The organism is Acinetobacter sp. YH12046, from assembly GCF_013419905.1.
Classification (GTDB): domain Bacteria; phylum Pseudomonadota; class Gammaproteobacteria; order Pseudomonadales; family Moraxellaceae; genus Acinetobacter.
Map to the genome: position 1 here is coordinate 73,305 of NZ_VOZF01000008.1, position 22,752 is coordinate 96,056.

Here is a 22,752-nt window from a genome sequence, read left to right on the forward strand (position 1 = left end):
CCTTATAACACCCGTTCTGCATGATGCAGCAGGTGATTCTGTTCCGCGCTCATCCACTGTGCTGCTTCTGCAGTCGTGCTAGTCCTGTGCTGAAACTCATATTCAGGTTGGTAGATATCAATCTTAAAAATCAGGTCAATTGCACGACCATCCAGAACCACATGCTGGACCAGACGGGTTGCATCCAGAATTTCAAAATTGTCCAGATCAAAGGCGTTGCCTGTTTCACCGGTACGGGTGCTGTAGGTTTTACTTAAACCTTGGGTGCCAATAGAGACTTCAAAGCTTTGTAATAGATCAAATGAAGTAGTATCGGCTGACTTGATATCTAGTTCTGCAACTTGAGATTGCACCTCTGGCAAGCGGGTCAGGGCATAGGCTATATGATCATCACAGATGATCAGACCGCCATCCATTTGCAGCTTTGCACCTGATTGGACATCTACCGCAGATTCTAGACGTAGGCCTAAGAACAGACCTTTCTTCACTTGCTGACGCCAGTCTTCGACATAGACGTTGCTGGGTAAAAATTCCAGAATACAGTTCCCGATCGCATGTAGTTTGGCCGGTTCAGGCCACTGCACATGATTTTGATAATTGGCGTAGTCTTCAACTTCCCATGACAAGAGCTGCGTTGCATCATCCCATACCGTATTGCCAATCCAGCCCTGACGTTCTGTCACTGGTGTGTCATTCTGACTTTTCAGGCGTAGATCAATAGTAAAGCTGCGTGACTGGAACCAGTACACAATGGTGTTTTGATCGGTCAGGCCATTAAAGAAACTGATGCTTTTCCTGCGAAATGCCCCATATAAAAAGCTCGGAACTACTTCAGGTTGAGTAGTTGTTGGCGTTAATTTTTTTATGGCTTCTAATAGGTTCATGATGCTGCCTCCGATTTTTCATTTAAACCAAAGGAAGACAGTGGAACGGCATTTTTTAGAACCAGCTCACCATTGGCAATTCGCTGTTTTAAATACTGGAACGTTTGTGCGGTCTGATTAAACAGGTGTTCACCACCAATCAAAGGCTTATATTTGGAATCATCAGTTTTTACCACCGGTTCAATCACCGTGTCATAGTTACAGGCACAGAACAGCGGGAAGGAATAACGTTCTTCAGAGACTTTTTTTACGCGGTGTTTGGTTGCCAGGTATTTGCCATTGGACAGGATTTCCATCATGTCTCCAATGTTCATCACCAACGTATTTTCAATCAATGGAATATCAATCCATTCGCCAGCTTTGTTCAGCACCTGCAAACCTGGCGCAGTTGGTAATAGCAGGGTAAAGCATTCATAGTCGGTATGTGCTCCGATGCCTTCGGCATCTTTGATATCCGGATTGTACGGATAATGAATCAGGCGCAATTGACTTGGCGCATCATTAATTTTATCGGCAAAGAAATCTTCTTTGACACCAAGAGCCAGGGCAAAAGCAGAAAAAATTTGTTCGCTAATGGTGCGCAAGTGACCGTAATATTGGCTGACAATGGCTTTAAAATTTGGATAATCAGGCCATAAGGTTGGGCCAAGTAATGGGCAGTCTGTTCTAGAACCCTGATAGTCATAATTCACATCGTAGGCTTCTTTGAGGTCATAACTGTTGCCTGCGAACTGTTCTTCACCAATTGGCACATAACCGCTATGGTTACTGGATTTGCCAATATAGTGCTGCATTTTTGTGTCCAGATCCTGCTCAAAATAGGATTTAGCCAGTTCAACCAGTGACGTGGCATAATCAAAATTAAACTGATCTCCTTTAAGATAAAGGAATCCGACATCTTTACAGGCCTGGTCTAAAGCTGCCGCAACTTCAAGACGATCGGCCAGATGTGGACTTTGCATTTTAGAAATATCGACGAGTGGGAGTACGTATTGGTCTTGCATTGCAATCACCTTATTGTTGGTCGTCCAACACAGCGACTAAAACCTTTGGGTCGTCCCAAAGGCTCTTTTTTTAAATGGATTATTTGCTCGTGCTGACTTTGGTCAAGCGTGGAATTTCTGGAAGATCGGCTAGTGCAGGATCCAGCTCATCCTCCTGTGCATGTACTAGATGATTGACGTGCTCGCGAAGCTGTTTAAATTCCGGAGTCAGCATCAGATCCGGATGGCGTGGACGAGGAAGATTGACCTCAATAATTTCCTTGATTTCACCTGGATTGGCTTTCAGCGCCACAATCCGGTCTGCCAGCAAGATCGCTTCATCCATATCGTGGGTCACGAAAATGATGGTAATGTCGATGTTTTTCCACAAATCCATCAGATGACGCTGCATTTTTTGGCGCGTATGCGGGTCTAGTGCACCAAAAGGTTCATCCATCAGCAATACTTTAGGTTCATTGACCAAGGCGCGGGCAATCGCCACACGTTGTTTCATTCCGCCTGAAAGTTGATGCGGATACTGATCCTGATATTTTTCCAGACCAATGATATTGATCCATTCACGTGCCTGCGCTTCAGCAGAAGCATTACTTTGGCCTTTCATTTTCGGGCCAAACATAATGTTTTCTTTCACGGTCTTCCATGGGAACAGGGTATACCCCTGAAACACCATGCCGCGTTCTGGGCTTGGGCCAGTAATCGGCTTGCCATCCACCAGAATTTCACCGCTGGTATAAGGATCTAGCCCAGCTACCACACGGCTAAAAGTCGATTTACCGCAACCTGATGGACCAATCACACAGATAAACTCACGTTTATGAATTTTCAGGTCAATGCCATTTAAAATGGTGCGTTCAGTTTTGCCATGCTTGAAGGATTGAGTGAGCTGTTTGGCTTCCAGGATGACTGGACGGCTATAAATCTTGTCAAAATATTCGTGGGTATTAAATTCAGTGTTTTGCATCAGTTTGCTCCCGGTTTCCATTTAAATAAGCGTTGTCCCAATTTCATTAAAATCACGTCACAGAGCAGACCAATTACCCCAATGATCAGGATCGCTGCAAAGACATTGTCAAAATTCTGATAACGGGCCTGCTGGGTAATAAACCAGGTAATACCAGACGTACTACCGATCAATTCAGCCACGATCAGGTACGTCCATGCCCAGCCGAGCAGTACGCGTAAGTTACGATAAATTTCAGGAAGGGCCGCTGGAATGACCACATGAAACAGGCTTTTTAATTTATTGGTACCCAAAGTAAAACCGGCTTCAATCAGACTGCGATCTACCAGTCGTGTGGTATTGGCAATAATCAGGATTTGCTGGAACAGGGTTCCAATCACAATGATGGCTACTTTTGGTGCATCGTTGATGCCTAAAATAGCAACCGCAAGCGCACCAAAGGCTGGAGCTGGCAAATAGCGGAAAAACTCAACAAATGGCTCGGTCAGTTGGGAAATTTTGTTAGAGAAGCCACATAAAATACCGAGTGGAATACCAATCAGGGAAGATATTAAGAAGGCAGTAAACACTAACTTGATACTGTGCCACAGGCTTTCATGAAACCATGGAGCATTGGCTTGAGCAGGTTCTGTGGTAAATGCAGTGACCAATGCGATCGCCACTTCATGCGGGGCAGGCAGATAGATCGGATTGACCAGAATACCTTGGGGCGGCGCCAGACCTTGATCCACTGCGGATTGCGCAGCAGAGAAAAAGATATCCTTATCAATACGACTACCGACTTGTAAATAGCTAACGCTGCCTGAATCGGCAATCTGGACTTGTGGATGCCAGATAAATGGCAAATAACTGACTGCACACCAAATCAAGATCGGTATTAAAAAAGAGCCCAAGCCAAACAGTATTTTATTTCTTTGACTGAGTTCACGTGCAACGTAACTCATAGTGTTGCCCCTCAATATTACAATTTTTATAAAACGTAATACTGATCAAGCAAAATGGATGCCATGATAAGCAGAAACATTTAAAATGATAAAATAACCTGATATTTCAAAAGAAAAATTTAAACTGAGGGGCAAGATTAATAACTTACTTAAGTTAACAGTTTGATTACATCCAGAAACATAAATAATCTTATTTTAGTCTTTATTGATCAATTTATAGTCAGAACTATTTCATATCTTTACATCGGTTTATTTAATCTCTTATTTTCCTTAAGGTATTGTCCACTTCTTAACTCATTGAATTATAAAAGGGGAGCAATGCTAGAATTTAAAAATCAAATCGTACACGGCGCAATTTTCGATATGGATGGAACCATGTTTGATACTGAACGTTTGCGCTTTCAAACCTTGCAACAAGCTTCGCGTGAGCTGATCGGCGTCGAATTTTCTGAAAACTATTTAATGCAGTGTTTGGGCTTAAGTGCCCGTAGTGCCGAGCAGCTGGCCAAAGAGCGTTATGGACAAGATGTTCCTTATGCCGAGATCCGCCAGCGTGCTGATGTACTGGAACTAGAACATGTACGCAATTATGGTGTTCCAATTAAAAAAGGTTTATTACAAGTACTGGAACGCCTACGCAAGGCAGGCCTGAAAATGGCTGTGGCGACTTCGAGCCGACGTGCGATCGCAGAAGAATATCTGATCAATGCCAATGTCTATAAATTTTTTGATGTACTGGTGTGTGGCGATGAGATTAAACAGGGGAAACCTCATCCAGAAATTTTTATCAGTGCAGCCGAAAAAATCAATTTAAGTCCGGCTCAATGCCTGATGTTTGAAGATTCTGAAAATGGTCTACGATCTGCCTATGATGCAGGCGGTATGACGGTACTTTTTAAAGATATTAAAACGCCGAATAAATCGATGCTGGCACAAGCCCAGTATTATTATGAAACGATGGAAGATTTTCTGACAGATCTGAACCAGTTTGTTCCGGTTCTGGAAATGCCAGAACTTGAGACTGCATTTCCGCAAACGCTGAATCAGTTAACAGTTGGGATTCACGGCTTCGGTGCAATTGGTGGTGGTTATCTGGCTCAGGTGTTATCACACTGGGATGGTTATACGCGTCCACGCAAAATTATTGCCTCGACCCGTAATCCACTCTATCAGTCTGCCGTTAATGCGTTTGGCACCTATTGCATTCGTTATGGTCAGAACTCTTTTGACCAGCGTATTGAAAATATGAGCGTGATTGATGCATATGATCTGAAGCAAATGCAGAATATGTATATTGAATCCAGTCTGGTGGCAGTCTGTGTCCCTGAGGAAGCTCTGGTTTCTGAAGCAGAGGTGATTGCACAGGGTTTATATGCGCGATACTTGGCTTATGAGCAGCAGGAACAGCCGCTGACGCTGTTAATTATCCTGAATAAAATCGGGGCCAAACAGCTGGTGATGCAGCAGATTCTGAGCCGTCTGAAACAGATTACGGATGAACAGACAGCGCAGCACATTATGGATCAGCATTATTTCTGTGACACAGTGGTGAACCGTATGGTGTCCAAGCTGTCAGACCAGAAACTGTATCGTCAGCTGCGTATCAAATACAACATGTTCAAGCAGTATCAGCTGGATGAAGATCTGTCTGTAGTGGATCTGGATGATTCTACAGCCCTGAATGCAGAGCAGGAACATCAGGCGGGCTTATATATTGAAGACCTGCGCCGTAATTTTCAGCCAAGTCATATTCTACAGTCAATGGATCTGATTCTGTTTAATGCCGAAACGGATATGCCAATCTATGTGGAAAATAACAGTCCATTATTGGCTAAAATGCGCCAGATGATTCTGGTAGATGATATTGCCAATATCCAGCTGATTAAAAACCGCTTATGGAATGGTGTGCATGCGATGATGGCCTGGTATGCCAGCCTGCGCGGTCATCAGACCATTGGCGTGGCCATGTCAGATCATGCGGTCAGAAAATTCATGCAGCAGGCCTTAGCGCAGGTGAAGCATGGTCTCTGTTACCAGATTCCTAAGCATGCTTCAGATCTGGAACGTCTGGCACAAAGTTTTACTGAATCCTGTGCCTATGCTTATCAGGACCCATGTGCACGTGTAGGGCGTGAACCCTTAAGAAAGCTGAAACACAATGAACGGGTTATGGGTTCATTATCGACCTTGCTTAAATATAGTTTACCGTTTGATGTGGTTTTAAAAGGCGCAGTGTTAGGTTATATCTATGCTCTGGAACAGGGTGAATGCGAGCAGCAGGAACTGTTGATGCATTTACAAATCCAGTTAAGACATATGGCATTAGAGCCGCAACTATATGAGACCTTGTATGATGAAATGTCACAATTCATCAATCAGATGATTGCTGGAAAATTGTCCTTGCAAAAATTCATGCAACTGGATTTGCAGCAAGCGCTCAGCTAAATATCAGCAGTAAATAAAAAGACCCAGAACGATTCTGGGTCTTTTTTTATGGAAGTTTATAAATTTATAATTTATACAGTCGTGGATTCTTGCTGATAAATACAGGATTGTGCAATCTGTAGCTGATCATCTGCGGACAGATCAATATTTTCCCATTTTTCCATCTGCTCTAATAGCCAGATAAAATCGGTGAATTGAGGCTCAACACTTTCACCTGCAAGGTTACGAATAATATTCTGAATCTTATGGAAGTCATAAACGTGTCGAGAAGCTGAACATTCAAACTGGATAATCTGATAATCCATCAGCATGTCCCAGACTTCAGAAAGATCCGTAGCATGCTTTAAATCCATCTGGGCTTTATTTACAGCTGCGACTAAGGCCTCTACAGTCAGTGGATGCAACTCGCCCCATTCCTGAGTTATTGCTAGTACTTTATCTGCCACTTTAGGAATCACATTTTGGCTTGCTGCGACAATCAGGCTATAACCTTCAAGCTTGGCCTGAATATTCCAAGGTTCACCCACACAAAAACCATCAAAAATCTGTGCTGCAATCCCTTTGACCATCAAAGGGGGAGGTGAGGTCTTGAGCAATATATTTTTAGCATATTGCGCATCAGTTAAAGCCAGCCATTCTCTTAAACAGTAATGATGAATGGAGTATTTATAAACATGAGCCAGACCTACTTTATGTTGCTGCTTTAAGGCACTGACCAGCTTTTGTGACGTGATCTGTTCATTATCTTCAGGCTGAATGCCCAGTTCATAACACAAATCCTGTCTTAAGCTGATAAATGCCTGATTGATACTGAGGACTAATGGGGTCTGCAAAGCGACTTGTAACTGGTCTGCGCCCAAAGCAGCCGCGGGAAGCATGGCAGACAGGCAATGGGCAGCATCCAGAAAGCCATAGGCCAGACGGTCGCGTAAGCTGGACCAGGAGGCTTCACGGATCAGGTTTACCTTTAAACCCTGTTCAGTAAAATAACCTTGTCGCTCCGCCCAAAGAATGGCAACACAATCAAGCAGTGGAATATAGCCAATATTGAGTTCTGTTTTTTCTAATGTTGTCATTGAATGCTCCTTATTGGCCGGATAACAGTTTTTGTGCATCAAGTAAGCGCCTTGCCATATCGCCAATGGTAATCCGGTGACTCATGGCATTTTTGCGCAACAGGGCAAATGCTTCTTCTTCGCTCAGTCCATGCAGCTGGATCAGCAGGACTTTGGCTTTATCAATATCCCTGCGATCACTTAATTTTTCCTGAGTTTCCTTCAGGTCATGTAACAGTTTTTTATGTTTCTGGAATTGTTCAATCGATATTTCCAGAATATTTTCCAGTTTGGTTGGATCAATCCCGTCCACAATATATGCCGTGACTCCGGCATCAATGGCATTTCTGATGGTGTCCTTGTTGGAATTTTGGGTAAATAGAACCGTAGGTAATTCATACTGACTCACGCAGCTTTCGATAATATCGCGATGAGGATGATCCATATTTAACAGAATGACATCGGCATGCAGGCTTTTGATATCAACAATGTTGAGGTCATTCAGAATGACACAGGCCACCACATGAAAATCATGCGCAAGTAAAGAAGCCTGAATAAATTCAGCGCGTTCTGGATCATCATCAATCAGGGCAATTCGTAATTTAGACATGCAAGATTTTTAACTAGTACATCGGGGAATATCTATGAGGACTTATGCAAAAAACATACCATGCAATTTGGTGCAAAAAATCAGGAGATCAGGTTAAAAGTGTCATAAAAATAGTGTATAGAGTCTGATGAGACTAAATTACTCTGACTAAAATGAGGCGTAACCAAAATAATCGCACTAAAATAAGGAATTTTAAGACAATAAAGAATATAAAATTTATCGCTTAGATCAATTTTAATTTCATCAAGATGATCGGGAAAAATAAAAAAATCAAATATAGATAAAAATATTGGAATAATAATTGCTTATTTTTAATCCACTATAAAATAAAAAGGTGGAATAGACATGAAATTACAACTTATACCATCCCTGCTAGTAGTAATGAGCAGTCTTTTGATGGCGGGTAATGTGATGGCAGAAGATGGCGGTTTACGTTTTACCGAGAAAACTCTGGCCAAAGTGGCAGAAATGAAAACCAAGAAAAAATCAGCTGAAACCCAGCAAGCTGTACCATTACAAGCACAAGTAATCGAAAATGCCTCTAAATAAAATAATAGCCAGAATACATGAAGAAACTCTCCAGCAGGAGGGTTTCTTTTTTGGGCTGAAATCTATAAGCCATAGTTCAAAAAATAAGAATTCTATTTTCTAGTTATGACTAAGATTTTGGTCTAGAAACCTGTCTATTAAACTGATCTTGATGAATCAGAATATTGTTTATATCTTCAAAATTTTTAATTTAAATCACTTTTTGCCAACTCGAATTAGATGGTTACAAGAAAAAAATACATATCTATAAATTACAAATACTTAATAAATTAGATGTCAGAACTTGTATGAATCTGTCTGTGATCTTGTAAAGTACTGACAGATTTTTTGTATAGAAAAAATTAAAAATATTGCCGCACCAGTCAGATATTTTGGCAGAAAATATCTGCTTAATTTTGCATGCTTCATTTATGCTACAGCTTAAATTTTTAAGCCAAGTCCTAAAGCAGATCAGGATCACTTATACAGGATTGTATAAATTCGCCATGAATATGACAAAAATCCCTCTCAAGAAAAATCCGCTTAGCCTGATGATACTGTCGGCATTTTCAGGCCATCTTTATGCTGAAACTACGCTAGCACAGGATAGTGTTCAGCAACTGGAAACTATTGTGGTGACCACTGAGCAAAATACAAATTCCCAGCAACAGACTGCGGCCGAACTTGCCAGCGTTTCGGGAGGAACCAATTTTATTTCAGATCAGCAGCTCGAACATCAGCGTCTGGGAACCATTGCTGACGTCTTCCGTCTCCAGCCCGGCATTTATGCCCAATCGCCGGGCAATGAAGGAGCCAAAATTTCTATCCGTGGTTCTGGCATTAACCGTACTTCTGGTGCACATGCATCCGGAACTTATGTCATGATCGATGATATTCCCTTTACCGGACCGGGTGGTACAGCTTATGAACTGCTTGAACCATGGTGGATTGATCATGTTGAGGTGTACCGTGGTGCCAATGGTTTAAAACAGGGCGGATTATCCTTAGGTGGAACAGTTAATTATAAAAGTAAGACTGGTGCAGAGCAGAATGGCTCTGAATTAAAATATGAAACGGGTAGCCATGGCTATCAGAAATACCAGTTTAGTACTGGCCGACAACTCGATAAGTTAGATTATTATCTGACAGTAACGGGTTCACAGTTTGATGGGATTCAGGATCATGCCGAAGGTGATGGTAAAGGTCTAGCTTTTAATCTGGGTTATCAGATCAGTCCAGATATTGAGACCCGCTTTTATGCCCGTTACCGTGAAAGCAAACATTTAACGCCAGGGCGCATTACCCAGGAACAGCTCAAGAATAATCCTGAAGCAGCCAATGATTTTAATCTGGCTGTAGATGCCAAGCGGATTCAACCGGGCAGTACCTGGCTGGCAAATACTACCACTTGGAACTTGCAGGATGATGCCAAACTGACCGGTAGTCTGGCTTATCACCATTATCCATTGGATCTACGTGAAAGTAGTTATCGTACCAATGTCGATTATGAGGATATTAGTGCGCGGGTTCAGTATGAGAAACCTTATCAGTTATTCGGTCTTGAACATCAAGGAAAAGTTGCTTTTCGAAGTACCACGCACCGTCCGAATAGTGGTGTAACCGAAACAATTCGACGCGATACTACAATTGATGGCACGCTTTATCCGGCAGATACCGTAACACGCCGTTATACTTATCGTGGTTCAGACAATGTGCTGCAATTTGATCAGGAAACTCAGTTGAATGATCAGTTTAAGCTTGATCTAGGATTGGCAGCAGCCTATACCCACCGTGAGAGTGAAGTGACTTATCCTGTGGCTAGTCCTGAAGTTAGCCGCTATGAATGGAATTTCGCCCCGCGTATTGGCCTGACTTATCAGCCAAATGAAACACTACAATGGTTTGCCAATTTAAGCCGTAGTATTGAACCGGCACATCCATGGGCGATGGCATGGTCTTCGCCATACTATTTTGACACTGGTGTCGCTTCAGGGCGGGTACGTGAACCTATTTATCTGGACACGCAAACTGCAAATACTTTAGAACTGGGTGGCCGGGGTCAGTCAGCCTGGGGTGATTGGGCACTGAGCTACTATTATTCCAAAGTTAAAAACGAGTTATTAACCTCAGAGTTGATCAAAACCTATGAGGATGGATCGGAACGACCTTCTGAACCAATTGCTGTAGAATCCAATGCAACTCCCACCCTTCATCAAGGTGTAGAACTCAGTCTGGATACACCATTGTATGCATCACAGCAGGGTGAACTTCGCCTACGACAGGCTTATACCTTGAGTGATTTCCAGTATAAAAACGATCCTTTATTTGGCAAAAACCAGTTACCGGGAATTCCAAAACACCTTTATCAGGCACAGCTCAGTTATGCCTTGAATAACGGTCTTTATGTGGGTCTAAATACAGAATATGCATCGAAGATGGCACATGATTATGCCAATAGCCGCTTCAGTGATGACTATCAGATTTGGGGTATTGATCTGGGATATGCGCCAGAAGATCAGTCATGGAGTGCCTGGGTTAACTTCAAGAACATCACCGATGAAAAATATGCAGCAGTGGTAATTCCAGGCTATGACGACAAAGGTGCAGATCTAGCACGATCTTCACCGGGTGAAGGCTTCTCGACTTATGCAGGCGTGTCGTTTAAATTTTAAAATCATCACTTCATAAAAAAGCGGGCATTTTTGCCCGCTTTTTTTATTGTCAGCTTATATAAAACTAGCCTTCCAGAATTCCACTGACACCTGTCACAATCATATCAATGGCGATGGTTCCGATTAACAGTGCTGCAACACGACCGACAATATCGACATACAGGTCAATGTAGTTGGAATATTTATGCTGTAAATGATCATGCAGGTATTTCATCAGAATTAGCAAGCTACAGGTCAGAAACAGGGTAAAGAAAATCACCAGAATGGTTTGCATTAAACTGAGCTGTACACCGGTAATAACTGAAGCTGAAATGGTGCCGGGACCGATCATAAAAGGCATGGCAATCGTACCCGCCAGATGATTCGGCGCACCCCGCATCACCCCAATGGTATCCGCACCTTCAAAGACATAGCGATAACCAATCACCAGAAAAATCAGACCACCAAAAATCTGGAAGGATTCAAAGCGAGCATGTAGCACTTCATTGAAGAAGGCTTCGCCAGTTTTCGCAAAAATGATGAAAACAATAAAGCTGATCAGGCTGCCCTGAATCAATGCCATATTGAAGACCTTTGCTTCGGAATTACGAATAATTCCGAGCATATAGATACTCATCAAAAATGGATTGAGTAACGAAAAAAACAGGGCAAAGGCATTTAAACTTGCTGACATCATTCAATCCTTCCGTAGTTGAGTGATCCTAGATTTCACGATCCGGGAAAAGTGGACGTTTACCCGGACTGATCCGGTTGATGTGCAGATACATCATATGACGTTCATATTTATCCAGAATGTCGTTAATAACTTGTTCCTTGCTGTAACCGACCAGATCATTGCCCTGAGATCCTTCAAACAGGTAACTTTCCAGACGATAGTAATAGCGTTTAGTCCGTTTACCCCGTGAACTAAAGTTCGGTGTGGCATAACGTACTGGCCAGATTTGATAGACAAAGTTTTCTTCTTCATCCAGCTGAATGGTGAGATCCAGATGATACAGTTCAGGTTCTTCCTCAAGCGATTTTTCCTGAATATTCACTTGAATACCCTTATCGGTTAACTCAGTCGCAACTGCCTCAATGGCCGGCTTGCAGACGTCATCCAGCATGGCGCGAGTCTGTGAAAGGCTTGGATGCAACATCACCCGGCTCAGACGTTTCTTCCAGTTAAAGATGTCAACATTACCGACGACTGGTGCAGCATTCAGACTGGTACTGGCCTGACGGAAATCCTCAAGCCGCAAGGATTTATACAAACCGGCCATGACAAAGAAGATCACGAAACTAAAAGGTAAGCCCATAATAATGGTGGTGTTTTGCAATGCTGTCACACCGTTAGCCATTAGCATAGCTAGCGTCAACAGGCCAATCGCAATCGCCCAGAACACACTGAGCCAGCGCGGTGAATCATGCTCAATATTAGTGAATTTAGTGGTGAAGTTCCCCAATACCAATGCCCCTGAATCCGCTGAAGTCACATAGAACAGCAAACCTGTAATGGTGGCGACACCTGCGAGAAATGTGAAACCTGGATACTGTGCCAGCAGGTCATAAAAACCATGTGCCGGATTTTCTAAAACAGTTGTCGCAAGCTGAGTATTACCATCAAAAATCACGCTGTATAAAGCACTGTTACCGAAAATAGACAACCAAGTGAGGGTAAATAACAGAGGAATAACCAAAGTCCCGGTGACAAATTCACGAATAGTACGACCACGGGAAATACGTGCCAGGAACAGACCTACAAACGGCGACCAAGCAATCCACCATGCCCAGAAGAACAGGGTCCAGCTATTCATCCATTCTTTAGGCTGCTCAAAAGGAAAACTGCTTAAAGAGAGTTTCGGGAACTGGCTGAGATAATCACCAAAATTCTGAATTAGAGCCGCTAATAAAAACTCGGTATTTCCCATAAAGAGAATAAAGAGCAGCAACCCGATTGATACATAGATATTAATTTCAGACAGAACCCGAATACCTTTATTGACACCCGCAGTGACGGAAATAATAGTAATAATGACTGCAACACCAATTAATGCAGTTTGAATCCAGATATTTTCCGGCAAGCCAAACAGGACATGCAGACCGTAATTTAGCTGAACCACACCAATACCGCAGGTTGTGGCAATACCGAAAATCGTACCGAGTACCGCAGCAGTATCCACCGTATGGCCGATCGGGCCATTAATTCTTTTTCCAAATATAGGATAAAGCGCAGAGCGAATTGTCAGTGGTAAATTATAGCGATAACTGAAATATCCCAACGCAACCCCAATCAGCGCGTACATGCTCCAGCCAGTCAGACCATAGTGAAACAGGGTCCAGACCATGGACTGACGCGCGGCTTCAAAGGTTTCAGCTTCACCGACTGGTGGACTCATATAGTGCGACAGGGGTTCAGCGACCGAGAAGAACATCAAGTCAATCCCGATCCCGGCTGAGAACAGCATGGCCGACCAGCTCAGCAGGCTGAATTCGGGTTTAGAATGTTTGGGACCAAGCTTGATTTCGCCATAACGTGAGCAGGCGATAAAGACAATAAAAACCAGATACAGCGTTGCCGCCAGCAGGTAATACCAGCTAAAGGTACTACTGACCCAGTTTAAAATATTAATAATGACTAGATTGGCTTGTTCATTAAATAAAATCGTGATGATAGAAAACAGCAGAATAAGCGTCGCCGAACAATAAAAGACTACCTTATTCAGACTATCTTGCACCTCTTCGTTTTTCTTTTGCATAAATCTCTGACCATCGTTTTTGTTGCCGGATGATCTACAGTGCAGTGTGATTTAAAAGCAAAAACTGGCCCTAAAGCTTCCTTGTTTTCGTGAATTACAAACTTTTGCAAATCCAAAACAAACTGCGCTGTACATCAAGGGTGAGCTGGCACTATAATTTTTATTAATTGAACGTTCAATTAAAAAAGAGTTTATGAATTGTTACATTATTCAGCTATTTGCTTTAGCAGAGTGATTTTTTATTGTTACATCCGTTATTCAGGTTAGTCCTATGCCAAAAGTTGGTATGCAACCGATCCGTCGTCAGCAACTGATCGATGCCACCTTAGCTGCAGTGAATGAGCTAGGTTTTGCAGAAGCTTCAATTAGTCAGATTGCTCAGAGGGCAGGTGTCTCAACCGGCATCATAAGTCATTATTTTCAAGGTAAAAATGGGTTAATTGAAGCCACAATGCGTTACTTATTGCAGCAATTGGGTAAATCTGTTGCTGAAATCAAGTCACAGGTGAATGACGCCCCTGAACAACGCTTACTGGCGATTGTGCGTGGCAATTTTACTGCTCCACAAACGGATAAAGCGGCCATGAAGGTGTGGTTGGCTTTTTGGGCCAGCAGTCTGCACCAGCCTGATTTACATCGTTTACAGCAAATAAACCATTACCGCTTACATTCCAATCTTAAATATGAATTCATGAAAAAGCTGAGTAAGGATCAAGCTGAGAAGGCAGCACAAGGTCTGGCTGCACTCATTGATGGATTCTGGCTAAGAGGTGCTTTAGTAAGTGGCGAAATTGATCCAGAACTGCCGATTGAACTGTGTAGTGAATATATCCGGCAACAACTCAAATAAACAATCTGCGAGGGAATTCCATTGACAACATTCAAACTGCAACGTCCTTATATCCATGGACAATATGTCGATGCAACGTCCAATAGCACGTTTCAAACTATTAACCCTGCAACAGGCGAAGTCCTGGCTGAAGTGCAGGTCTGTTCAAAAAATGATATCGATCGTGCGGTTGAATCTGCACAACAAGGGCAAAAAGTCTGGGCAGAAATGACCGCGATTCAACGTTCGCGCATCTTGAATAAGGCAGTCGCCATTTTAAGAGAACGTAATGATGAGCTGGCAAAATTAGAAAGCCTGGACAGCGGTAAAGCCTTTAGTGAAACATCGACTGTTGATATTACGACAGGTGCAGATGTACTCGAATATTATGCGGGGATTCTACCGGTTCTTGAAGGCCAGCAAATCCCGCTGAGAAGCAGTTCCTTTGTCTATACCCGCCGTGAACCTTTGGGTGTCGTCGCTGGAATTGGCGCATGGAATTATCCAATTCAGATCGCTTTATGGAAATCTGCACCGGCACTCGCTGCAGGCAATGCCATGATTTTCAAAGCCAGTGAAGTCACACCTTTAACTGCGTTGAAACTGGCAGAAATTTATACTGAAGCCGGTGTACCGCATGGTGTATTTAATGTGGTGACTGGTAGTGGTGAAATTGGGGGTTATCTGACTTCGCATCCCGATATTGCCAAAGTGTCATTCACTGGTGGCGTTTCTACCGGCAAAAAAGTTATGGCGCAAGCTGCCAATTCTAGTTTGAAAGAAGTCACTATGGAGCTGGGCGGTAAGTCTCCGCTGATTATCTGTGAAGATGCCGATCTGGATCTAGCGGCTGATATTGCCATGATGGCCAACTTCTATAGCTCTGGTCAGGTCTGTACCAACGGTACTCGTGTTTTTGTACCTTTGGCATTGAAAGCAGCATTTGAAGAAAAGATTTTGCAGCGTGTTGAACATATCCGTATGGGTGATCCTCTCGATCCTGAAACCAATTTCGGCCCAGTGTCCAGCTTTGAGCATATGGAAAAAGTGCTGGGCTATATCGAAAAAGGCAAGATAGAAGGGGCGCGCTTATTGTGTGGCGGCGGCCGTGCCGAAGATGAACAGTTTGCCCAAGGGGCTTATGTCCTGCCAACCGTATTTACCGACTGCCGCGATGACATGACCATTGTGCGTGAAGAAATCTTCGGTCCTGTCATGAGTATCCTGAGTTATGACACCGAGCAAGAAGCCATTCGTCGTGCCAATGACACCGATTATGGTCTGGCCGCAGGTGTCGTCACACCAGACTTGGCCCGTGCACACCGAATTATTCATCAGGTAGAAGCAGGTATCTGCTGGATTAATACCTGGGGTGAATCACCTGCAGAAATGCCGGTCGGTGGCTATAAGCATTCCGGTGTCGGACGTGAAAATGGTCTAGTCACTTTGCAGCACTACACCCAGACCAAATCGGTTCAGGTCGAACTCAGTCCTTTCCAGTCTGTATTTAGCGCATAAGGGGGATTTGATGAATTACGACTATATTATTATCGGTGCGGGCTCTGCGGGTAATGTTCTGGCAGCGCGTTTAACTGAAGATCCAGATACTAAGGTGCTATTACTTGAGGCAGGTGGCCCGGACTATCGTCTGGATTTTAGAACCCAGATGCCGGCTGCTTTAGCTTATCCTTTACAAGGACGCCGTTATAACTGGGCCTATCTGACCGATCCAGAACCCCACATGAACAATCGCCGTATGGAATGCGGCCGTGGTAAAGGTCTGGGCGGATCTTCACTGATTAATGGCATGTGCTATATCCGTGGTAATGCTATGGATCTGGAACAGTGGGCTAGCTTTAAAGGTCTGGAACACTGGAACTATGCGCAGTGTCTACCCTATTATAAAAAAGCTGAAACCCGCGATATTGGCGGCAATGACTATCATGGCGATTCAGGTCCGGTTTCAGTTGCAACGCCTAAGAATGGTAATAATGAGCTGTTTCATGCCATGGTCGAAGCTGGGGTTCAAGCCGGTTATCCACGTACCGATGACTTGAATGGCTACCAACAGGAAGGCTTCGGGCCAATGGATCGTACTGTGACACCACAAGGTCGTCGCTCCAGTACGGCACGTGGTTATCTGGATATGGCCAAAGGCCGGGATAATCTCACCATTATTACCCATGCCATGACCAACCGAATTCTGTTTAACCGTAATCAGGCGATTGGCGTAGAATATTTTGAAGGTCAAAATACCTTACAGCCGATTCAGGTCTTTGCAGATCGTGAAGTTCTACTATGTGCAGGTGCAATTGCATCTCCACAAATCCTGCAACGCTCTGGTGTAGGTCCGGCTGAATTATTAAAAAGTCTGGATATTCCCGTGGTTCAGGATCTGCCGGGTGTGGGTGAAAACCTGCAAGACCATCTGGAAATGTACTTACAATATAAGTGCAAAAAACCGGTCAGCTTATATCCGGCATTGAAATGGTATAACCAGCCCATGATTGGCGCAGAATGGTTATTCCTAGGCAAAGGCATTGGTGCCAGCAACCAGTTTGAAGCCGGGGGCTTTATCCGTTCTTCGGATGAGTTCGAATGGCCAAACATCCAGTATCACTTCCTGCCAGTGGCGATTAACTATAATGGGACCAATGCTATTCATGAACACGGCTTCCAGGCTCATGTCGGTTCCATGCGTTCACCATCTCGTGGTCGGGTTCGCCTGAAATCCAAAGATCCGTTTGAACATCCAAGCATTCTGTTCAACTATATGAGCACTGAACAGGACTGGCGCGAATTCCGTGATGCTATCCGTATTACCCGTGAAATTATGCATCAGCCCGCCCTGGATCCATATCGTGGTGAAGAGATCAGCCCGGGCAAAAATCTGCAAACTGATGCAGAAATTGATGAATTTGTTCGTAATCATGCAGAAACAGCGTATCATCCGTCCTGTAGCTGTAAAATGGGTGAGGATGATATGGCAGTTGTCGATGGTTATGGGCGTGTGCATGAGATGCAAGGCCTGCGTGTCATCGATGCTTCAATTATGCCGCTCATTATTACAGGTAACCTCAATGCAACCACGATCATGATGGCTGAAAAGCTTGCAGATCATATCCGTGGCAAGCAGGCATTACCTGCTTCTACAGCGCCTTTCTACCGGGCCCCACGCGCTTAAGTCATGGCTATATTCCTGTTGCTTGTTGCATCAAGGAATATAGCGGAATTTATTTTTACCCAAAGCTGGATAGGGCTGTAATTGGTTTCAGTGTTATCCATTCTTTGCTTAATATAATTTATATTTTATGAGAATTTTCAAACAAACAGTCCTTTTCGGCTGTGCTGCTGTTTCTAGTGTTTATTGTTTTACAGATGATGCGGAAGCAAAAAAAATTGAAACCAGTGGAAACATCAGTGTAGTTTCTAAATACATCTCTCGTGGTCTGACCAATGCACCAGAAAATGATGACGTTGCTTTACAGGCAGCGCTGAATCTGGCTTATGGTAATTTTTATGTCGGTTACTGGGGCTCAACCTTAGGTTATTCCTATCCGGAACTGGAAGGCAAGAAGTCACATCGTCGCGATAAAGTCGAACATGATTTTATCGTGGGCTATAACTATAGCAGTGAAAACTACGACTGGAATTTCTGGGATGCAACCTATTATTATCCGGGTGGCAGCCATACGACTTCAAATGAATTAGGTCTGAATGTAAGTCGTGCACTAAACGACAAGACCAGTGTTACAGCGGGTGTATCGACCTATTTATATGATGTGGCCTATGCCAATCAGGGTGATACTTTTTATACCTTGGATTTAACCCATCAGATTAATGATAAGCTGGGTGCGCATGTCGGTGCAGCGGGTGGTTATTTTAATGATGAAGGCAAATATGAAGGTAATGAGCTGGGCAACACTACCAAACAGCATGCTTTCCGTTATGCAACTGCTGGATTGAGTTATGAAGTTGCGCCAAAGTTGACCTTGTCTGGTGATTATATCTTCGGTGGTTACGACCGTTTTGGTGATAAACAGCGCGATCTCGCTGTGTTTGGTATTGGCTATGATTTTTAATTTGGATCTTGATCTGATTTAAAAAACGCATTTCGCAGTCCATAAAATCCAGTCGGGAACAGCAAGTATCAATAAAAACAGCCTGTTCCCGGCTTAAAGCCAGATTTCCTGAATATTTAATTAACAGATATTTTGATAAATCTGCAGGAAATTCGAGCAAACATTATCAATTTCATAAAATGATTCTATAATAGCGCCCATTCTTACTCGAGCTTATCCTGAAACTAACTGGTTGAAGGTTTAACCCGGGTTATTTTTATTTTTGAGTCAAATTCTCCTCCGTGATTCGGCTTGTATATTCAGATTTAGCATCTTATCTGTCCGTGGTGGCACATAAGAATATTTAGGTATCCACATGGAAATTAAGGTCAATTATCTCGATAATCTTCGTCAGGAAGCCAAGTTCGATGACTTCACGGTAATCGCCGATCAGCCGATCCGCTATAAAGGTGATGGTTCGGCACCCGGCCCATTTGATTATTTTCTGGCATCTTCTGCGTTGTGTGCAGCTTATTTTGTTAAAGTTTATTGTGCAGCGCGTGACATTCCAACCGACAATATCCGTCTGTCCCAAAACAATATCGTCGATCCTGAAAACCGCTACAAACAGATTTTTAAAATTCAGGTCGAGCTACCGGCTGATATCTCTGAAAAAGACCGTCAGGGGATTTTGCGTTCGATCGACCGTTGTACCGTCAAAAAAGTCATTCAAACCGGTCCTGAATTTGTCATAGAAGAAGTTGAAAGCATTGATGCCGATGCGCAGGCTTTGTTGATGCCAAATCTGGCTTCAGACAGCCTAACCTGTATTCCGGGTAAAGACTTACCACTCGAAGAAACTATTGCCAATATGTCTGCGATTCTGGCAGGCCTCGGCATGAAAATTGAAATTGCGTCTTGGCGTAACATTGTACCGAATGTCTGGTCACTGCATATTCGTGATGCTCAGTCACCGATGTGCTTTACCAATGGTAAAGGTTCAACCAAGGAAAGTGCGCTGGCATCTGCACTGGGTGAATTCATCGAGCGTCTGAACTGTAACTTCTTCTATAACGACCAGTTCTGGGGTGAAGATATTGCCAATGCAGAATTTGTGCATTATCCGGATGAAAAATGGTTCCAACCAGGTCCAAATGGTGAATTGCCAGAAGAAGTTTTAGATGAACATACCCGTGAAATTTATGATCCTGAAGATGAGTTACTAGGTACTCATCTGTATGACACCAACTCGGGCAATAAAGCACGCGGTATCTGTTCATTGCCATTTGTACGTCAGTCTGATGGTGAAACTGTATATTTCCCATCGAATCTGATTGAAAATCTGTACCTCAGTAATGGTATGAGTGCGGGCAATACTTTGGCTGAAGCTCAAGTACAATGCCTGTCTGAAATTTTTGAACGTGCGGTTAAACGCGAAATTCTGGAAGGTGAGCTGGCACTTCCAGATGTCCCTGAACACGTATTGGCAAAATATCCAAAGATTGTTGAAGGCATTAAAGGCTTAGAAGAGCAAGGCTTTCCAGTACTGGTCAAAGATGCTTCTTTAGGCGGTCAGTTCCCGGTGATGTGCGTGACCTTGATGAACCCGCGTACGGGTGGTGTATTTGCTTCATTTGGTGCCCATCCTAACCTTGAAGTCGCTTTAGAGCGTAGTCTGACTGAGCTGTTACAAGGCCGTAGTTTTGAAGGCCTGAATGATCTGCCAAAACCAACCTTCAGTTCAAATGCAGTCACTGAGCCAAATAACTTCGTTGAGCACTTTATTGACTCAAGTGGTGTCGTATCTTGGCGTTTCTTCAGCGCAAAATCTGACTATGATTTTGTCGAGTGGGATTTCACCAATAATGGTCAAAACTCAAATGCCGATGAAGCGCAGGAATTGTTTACCATTCTGGAAGAGATGGGCCACGAGGTTTATATGGCGGTCTATCAGCATTTAGGTGCAACTGCTTGTCGTATTCTGGTGCCGGGTTATTCTGAAATTTATCTGGTGGAAGATCTAGTTTGGGATAACACTAATAAGGCGCTTTTATATCGTGAAGATATCCTGAACCTGCATCGTCTGGATGATGAACAGCTGGGAGCTCTGGTTGAACGTCTGGAAGAAGCAGATGAAGATGATTACACCGAAATCCGTACCTTGATCGGGATTGAATTTGACGAAAATACCGAATGGGGTCAGCTGACCATTCTAGAACTGAAACTCCTGATCTATCTGGCTCTACAACAATTTGAAGAAGCTAAAGATTTGGTCGAACAGTTCCTGCAATACAATACCAACACGGTTGAACGTGGCCTGTTCTATCAATGCATGAATGTAGTGCTTGAAGTCATTCTGGATGATGAAATGGAATTGGAAGACTATGAACACAACTTCCGCCGTATGTTTGGCGATGCCCGTATGGATGCAGTCCTCGGTTCAGTAGAAGGTACAGTACGTTTCTACGGTTTAGCTGAAACCAATATGCAGCTTGAAGGTCTGGATCGTCATCTGCGTTTAATTGATAGCTATAAGAAACTGCATACAGCGCGAGCCAAGTTTGCTGGTCTTTAAATCTTTAAAAAATAGCCCATCTTAGAATGGGCTATTTTTCTATTGCTCTAAAATTTTAGAAGTAATTTAAAAAAGAAAAAATAAAGGGCGATCATTGCCGCCCATTTAAATCTTAAATAACAGCTTAAATATTATTTAAAGTCAGGGAAATGTTATTAACCATATGAATCAGACGAGGACCGATTTCATTTTCCAGTTTTTCCTGATTGAGCAGGTAAGTTGGCGCGCCGCAGTTAAAGGTCAAAATACCATGTTTAGGGTGAATTAAAGGTACTGCGACAGAGTTCACATCTTTGGCCCAATCACCGAGAGATAAGCAATAGCCATAATCCTGATAATCACGAATAGCACGTTCTAAATTACGCTTAATGGTTGGCCATTGATCTTCATTTCTTTTCTTGATCGCATCAAACAGATATTCACGTTCTTTAACTTCCATCGCAGCCAGACAGGCACGGCCCATCGCACTACTATGAATAGGCAGGGTAGAGCCAACTGGACGACGCATGGTCAAAGTAGACTCTGTGTGAACGACTTCCAAATAAATCATGCTCAGACGATCACGTGTTGCCATGGCGACAGGCGCTTGCGCATAACGTGACATTTCTTCCATAAATGGATAAGCCTGTGTACGTGCCGAAATATTGCTGAGCGCCGCATAACCCAGAGCCAATACACCAACGTCCAACAGGTATTTGGTCGTATTCGGTAACTGTTTTAGATAACCTAAAGAAACCAACGTGCTGGTGATCCGGGCAACAGTCGGTTTTGGCAGATTAGTGAGTTGTGCAATTTCCTGGTTGCCCAGTAATTGATTCGTTGCGGAAAAACATCTGAGGATTTCTAAACCACGTGCAATAGACGCGATAAATTGTGGGTTATTTTCTCTATGAATATGTGAAATCGGATCTAAACGGATCTCATCAAAATTAGGTATTTCGCCAGTTTTATTTTTTGTCATGGTCAGAGCAATTAAAGGTAAATTAATAAATATGATAGCAATTAAATTTCACGATACAAAATAAAACACTTCTATTAATGATAAAAATAAATAAAAAAGTGCTCATTTTATCTGTATTTAAGTCAATTAGCGCTATTCAGCTAAAAACCATGCAGAATTTACAGGTTTTTGAGACCTGTAATGATCTTTAAGTATCTTTAGAAAATTTAAAGTTCGCCAGATAAAATTTCAGGAAAATGGAGCCAATCAAAACGAGAATCATCAGCACGATTTAATTGAAACATTCTTATCTAGCTGCGCTTTTATAGAATCAATTATGATCTGATTCAGATCATCTAACTCTTTTCTAAATCTACTAACAATCTAAAAAATTTCGCATTGTGAAATAAAATTCTAACTATAATTTTTAATTAAAGCTAGAAAAATTTGCTTTTTTGCTTAAAAAATAAAATTTTTAATAATTTTTCTTGCTCAAAATGAATTTT

At 42.9% G+C, this 22,752-nt stretch carries 17 protein-coding genes; 8 read left to right on the forward strand and 9 right to left on the reverse strand.

The window, feature by feature from the left end; translation table 11 throughout:
• Positions 1–2 precede the first annotated feature (2 nt).
• The 4 genes from FTU03_RS07105 to FTU03_RS07120 form a co-directional block, all read right to left on the reverse strand.
• Positions 3–884 (reverse strand): hypothetical protein, encoded by an 882-nt coding sequence (locus FTU03_RS07105; protein WP_179992573.1) that lies wholly within the window; start codon positions 882–884, stop codon positions 3–5.
• Positions 881–1,888: an isopenicillin N synthase family oxygenase gene (locus FTU03_RS07110; RefSeq protein WP_179992572.1), complete on the reverse strand. Its 1,008-nt coding sequence runs from the start codon at positions 1,886–1,888 to the stop codon at positions 881–883. Before FTU03_RS07110 ends, FTU03_RS07105 begins: the two co-directional genes overlap by 4 nt.
• Positions 1,889–1,967: 79 nt before the next feature.
• Positions 1,968–2,849, reverse strand: a complete 882-nt coding sequence (locus FTU03_RS07115) for an ABC transporter ATP-binding protein (protein WP_179992571.1) — start codon at positions 2,847–2,849, stop codon at positions 1,968–1,970.
• Positions 2,849–3,793, reverse strand: a complete 945-nt coding sequence (locus tag FTU03_RS07120; protein ID WP_179992570.1) for an ABC transporter permease — start codon at positions 3,791–3,793, stop codon at positions 2,849–2,851. Before FTU03_RS07120 ends, FTU03_RS07115 begins: the two co-directional genes overlap by 1 nt.
• Before the next feature lie 318 nt (positions 3,794–4,111).
• Here FTU03_RS07120 and mtlD point away from each other — a divergent pair, with 318 nt between their 5' ends.
• On the forward strand, positions 4,112–6,238 hold the full coding sequence (gene mtlD / locus FTU03_RS07125) for a bifunctional mannitol-1-phosphate dehydrogenase/phosphatase (protein WP_179992569.1): 2,127 nt from the start codon (positions 4,112–4,114) through the stop codon (positions 6,236–6,238).
• Positions 6,239–6,309: 71 nt separating this feature from the next.
• On the opposite strand, the gene FTU03_RS07130 is transcribed toward mtlD, so the two are convergent.
• Both FTU03_RS07130 and FTU03_RS07135 read right to left on the reverse strand, forming a co-directional pair.
• Complete coding sequence (locus FTU03_RS07130; protein ID WP_179992568.1) at positions 6,310–7,314, reverse strand: ABC transporter substrate-binding protein; 1,005 nt, start codon at positions 7,312–7,314, stop codon at positions 6,310–6,312.
• A gap of 10 nt (positions 7,315–7,324) precedes the next feature.
• The gene (locus tag FTU03_RS07135; protein ID WP_004785667.1) at positions 7,325–7,903 is read right to left on the reverse strand and encodes an ANTAR domain-containing response regulator; all 579 of its coding nucleotides are present in this window, start codon (positions 7,901–7,903) and stop codon (positions 7,325–7,327) included.
• Positions 7,904–8,248: 345 nt separating this feature from the next.
• On the opposite strand from FTU03_RS07135, the gene FTU03_RS07140 reads away from it, so the two are divergent.
• Both FTU03_RS07140 and FTU03_RS07145 read left to right on the forward strand, forming a co-directional pair.
• Positions 8,249–8,452 (forward strand): hypothetical protein, encoded by a 204-nt coding sequence (locus FTU03_RS07140; protein WP_125278494.1) that lies wholly within the window; start codon positions 8,249–8,251, stop codon positions 8,450–8,452.
• Positions 8,453–8,937: 485 nt separating this feature from the next.
• Positions 8,938–11,103, forward strand: a complete 2,166-nt coding sequence (locus FTU03_RS07145; protein ID WP_179992567.1) for a TonB-dependent receptor domain-containing protein — start codon at positions 8,938–8,940, stop codon at positions 11,101–11,103.
• A gap of 64 nt (positions 11,104–11,167) precedes the next feature.
• On the opposite strand, the gene FTU03_RS07150 is transcribed toward FTU03_RS07145, so the two are convergent.
• Positions 11,168–11,776, reverse strand: a complete 609-nt coding sequence (locus FTU03_RS07150; RefSeq protein WP_179992566.1) for a MarC family protein — start codon at positions 11,774–11,776, stop codon at positions 11,168–11,170.
• Positions 11,777–11,804: 28 nt separating this feature from the next.
• Positions 11,805–13,841: a choline transporter gene (locus FTU03_RS07155; RefSeq protein ID WP_179992565.1), complete on the reverse strand. Its 2,037-nt coding sequence runs from the start codon at positions 13,839–13,841 to the stop codon at positions 11,805–11,807.
• Between the two features lie 271 nt (positions 13,842–14,112).
• Between FTU03_RS07155 and betI the strand changes: the two genes are divergently transcribed.
• The 5 genes from betI (at position 14,113) to FTU03_RS07180 (ending at position 21,306) form a co-directional block, all read left to right on the forward strand.
• A complete protein-coding gene (gene betI, locus FTU03_RS07160) occupies positions 14,113–14,691 on the forward strand; it encodes a transcriptional regulator BetI (RefSeq protein ID WP_005235723.1) in 579 nt (192 codons plus the stop codon).
• Positions 14,692–14,712: 21 nt separating this feature from the next.
• Positions 14,713–16,188, forward strand: coding sequence for a betaine-aldehyde dehydrogenase (betB, locus tag FTU03_RS07165; protein WP_179992564.1), 1,476 nt, complete (start codon positions 14,713–14,715; stop codon positions 16,186–16,188).
• A gap of 10 nt (positions 16,189–16,198) precedes the next feature.
• Positions 16,199–17,854: a choline dehydrogenase gene (gene betA, locus FTU03_RS07170; protein WP_179992563.1), complete on the forward strand. Its 1,656-nt coding sequence runs from the start codon at positions 16,199–16,201 to the stop codon at positions 17,852–17,854.
• A gap of 127 nt (positions 17,855–17,981) precedes the next feature.
• A complete protein-coding gene (locus tag FTU03_RS07175) occupies positions 17,982–18,752 on the forward strand; it encodes a hypothetical protein (RefSeq protein ID WP_179992562.1) in 771 nt (256 codons plus the stop codon).
• A 355-nt stretch (positions 18,753–19,107) separates the two neighbouring features.
• Positions 19,108–21,306: an OsmC domain/YcaO domain-containing protein gene (locus FTU03_RS07180; RefSeq protein ID WP_179992561.1), complete on the forward strand. Its 2,199-nt coding sequence runs from the start codon at positions 19,108–19,110 to the stop codon at positions 21,304–21,306.
• A 124-nt stretch (positions 21,307–21,430) separates the two neighbouring features.
• On the opposite strand, the gene FTU03_RS07185 is transcribed toward FTU03_RS07180, so the two are convergent.
• Positions 21,431–22,267, reverse strand: a complete 837-nt coding sequence (locus FTU03_RS07185; protein WP_004785687.1) for an IclR family transcriptional regulator — start codon at positions 22,265–22,267, stop codon at positions 21,431–21,433.
• Positions 22,268–22,752 lie beyond the last annotated feature (485 nt).